The organism is Micromonospora sp. NPDC047753 (assembly GCF_040642735.1).
Lineage (GTDB): Bacteria > Actinomycetota > Actinomycetes > Mycobacteriales > Micromonosporaceae > Micromonospora.
Map to the genome: position 1 here is coordinate 1 of NZ_JBEYSL010000734.1, position 2,440 is coordinate 2,440.

General features: G+C 69.8%; 3 protein-coding genes and 1 pseudogene. All 4 read left to right on the top strand.

Features of this window, described 5'->3' with window-relative positions; translation table 11 throughout:
• The coding region (locus tag ABZ749_RS33875) for a VOC family protein (RefSeq protein WP_357235170.1) at positions 1 to 472 on the top strand (472 nt) is incomplete at its 5' end.
• Entirely contained in the window at positions 469 to 1,398 is a 930-nt protein-coding gene (locus ABZ749_RS33880; RefSeq protein WP_357235173.1) for a phytanoyl-CoA dioxygenase family protein, read from the top strand. The genes ABZ749_RS33875 and ABZ749_RS33880, both read left to right, overlap by 4 nt.
• A gap of 1 nt (position 1,399) precedes the next feature.
• A complete protein-coding gene (locus ABZ749_RS33885; protein WP_355008003.1) occupies positions 1,400 to 2,191 on the top strand; it encodes a DUF3050 domain-containing protein in 792 nt (263 codons plus the stop codon).
• Positions 2,188 to 2,382: pseudogene (locus ABZ749_RS33890) on the top strand (thiamine pyrophosphate-dependent dehydrogenase E1 component subunit alpha); the annotation flags it as partial. The gene ABZ749_RS33885 and the pseudogene ABZ749_RS33890, both read left to right, overlap by 4 nt.
• Positions 2,383 to 2,440 lie beyond the last annotated feature (58 nt).

Below are 2,440 nucleotides of genomic sequence, written 5' to 3' on the forward strand. Positions count from 1 at the left end.
GGTGGTGCAGAGCCCGTCCGGGCGGGTCACTGTGGTGCTGCTCGAACCGGACCGCAACCGGCGACCCGGGCAGATCGACGCGTTCCTCGACCAGCACGCCGGTGGGGGAGTGCAGCACCTGGGGCTGCGCACCGACGACATCGTCGGCGCGGTCGAGGCGCTGGGCCGGCGCGGGGTGCGCTTCGCCGGCACCCCCGCCAGCTACTACGACGCCCTGGAGGCGCGGGTCGGTCGGGTCGATGCCCCACTGCACCGGCTGCGCGAGCTGGGTGTGCTCGTCGACTCCGACCACGACGGCCAGCTGCTGCAGATCTTCGCCGAGTCGATGCACGTGCGTCGCACGCTCTTCCTGGAGTTGATCGAGCGACGCGGCGCGCGCGGCTTCGGCAGCGGCAACATCAAGGCCCTCTACGAGGCCAAGGAGCGGGAACTGGCCACCGCGGTGGCCACACCACAGGGGGTGGGGGCATGACCGCGACGGAGTACGAGCCGACGTTGACCGCCGAGGAGCAGGCGCTGCTGCCGTCCGACGACGACGTGCGGCACTACGCCGAGCACGGCTGGTACCTGTCGAAGAAGGTGTTCACCGACGACGAGGTGGACGCCCTCGCCGCCGCCACGCAGCGCTACTACGACGGGGAGCGGGACCGGCGGCTGCCGGTACGCCCACCGAAGCTTGCCTACTGGGAGCCATCCAAGGGGCCGGTGCAGCGGCACAACGACTACGTCCACCACGAGCACGACGGGCTCGGCGCGATTCTGCGCAAACCGCTGCTCGGCGCGGTCGCCGCCCGGCTCGCCCGAGCCGACGAGATCCGGGTCTTCCAGTCCACGTTGATCTACAAGCCGCCGATCTCCGGCGAGCCGAGCAACATCGTGCCCTGGCACTTCGACAAGCACTACTGGGCGTCCTCGTCGTCGGAGAAGATGCTGACCGCGTTCATCCCCTTCCACGACTGCGGGGAGGAGATGGGCACCATCACGATGGTCGACGGTTCGCACCGGTGGAAGGAGATCGGCGCGGACGACACGGTGGTGCGGCACTTCGCCGACCGGGACCGCAGCCAGCTGGAGGAGATGCTGGCCGAGAACGCCGCGTACAACGGCGCGGAGATCCGCAAGATCCCGATGGTGATCCCCAAGGGACACGTGAGTTTCCACCACTGCCGCACCTACCACGGCAGTGGCCCCAACGTCAGCGGTCGCCCCCGACAGGCGATCTCGCTGCACCTGCAGGACGGCGACAACGCCTGGCGGGAGTATCCGCTCTCCGACGGCACCCTCGCCTCGTACAACCACGACGTGCTGGTCCGCCGCACCCACGACGGGCGGCCGGACTACGCGGACCCCGACTACTGCCCGGTCATCTGGCGCCACCGCGCCCAGCAGGGAGGCTGACATGTCACGCTACGACTGGGGTAAGACGCACCCGGGCATCGAGCGGTTGGAGCGGGCGGTGACCGACCGGCGCGACGCCGTGGTCAAGCACCCGCTCTACGCCAACCTCGACACCCACGACGCGCTGGTCACCTTCATGCAGCACCACGTCTTCGCGGTGTGGGACTTCATGTCCCTGCTGAAGTCGCTGCAACGGCAACTGACCTGTGTCACGGTGCCGTGGATCCCGACCGGCCCGACCGGCAGCCGCCGCCTCATCAACGACATCGTCATGGTCGAGGAGAGCGACGAGCTGGGCGGCGGCTACATCAGCCACTTCGAGCTGTACGTGCGGGGCATGGCCGAGGCCGGCGCGGACACCACGGCGGTGAACGCGCTCATCGACCTGCTGCGCGCCGGCCGACCGGTCACCGAGGCGCTCGCCGAGGCCGGGGTGCCGGCCGCGTCGGCGAGGTTCGCCGCGACCACCTGGCAGATCATCGAGTCCACCCCGGTGCACTGCCAGGCGGCGGCGTTCGCGTTCGGCCGGGAGGACCTGATCCCGGACATGTTCACCCAGGTCGTCTCGGTCAACGAGGTCAGCAACCGGCTGCACACCTTCGTCGACTACCTGGAGCGGCACATCGAGGTCGACGGCGAACAGCACACCCCGATGGCCATGCAGATGCTCGCCGACCTGTGCGGCGACGACGACACCAAGTGGCAGGAGTGCGCCGACACCGTCAACACCGCTCTCGCCGCCCGGGCAAGGCTCTGGGACGACATCCTGGCCGCCATCAAGGGGCCCGTGTGACCGACGCCGACCCGGTCCGGCTCTACCGCACGGTCCGGCTGATCCGCCGGTTCGAGGAACGGGCGGTGGAGATGGTCCACGGCGGGCAGATCGTCGGCGGCATCCACCCGTACCTCGGTCAGGAGGGGATCGCCGCCGGCGTCTGCGCCGCGCTGGGCGCCGACGACGTGCTCGCCGGCACCCACCGCGGGCTGAAGAACCGCATCTTCTCCAGGTAGGTCAGCAGACCCTCCGTCGCACCGGGCTCGG

What these genes read in the sequence shown, in the direction of transcription:
- ABZ749_RS33880 (WP_357235173.1), top strand. Translation starts at nt 469, where the DNA reads ATGACCGCGACGGAGTACGAGCCGACGTTGACCGCCGAGGAGCAGGCG.
- ABZ749_RS33885 (WP_355008003.1), top strand. Translation starts at nt 1,400, where the DNA reads ATGTCACGCTACGACTGGGGTAAGACGCACCCGGGCATCGAGCGGTTG.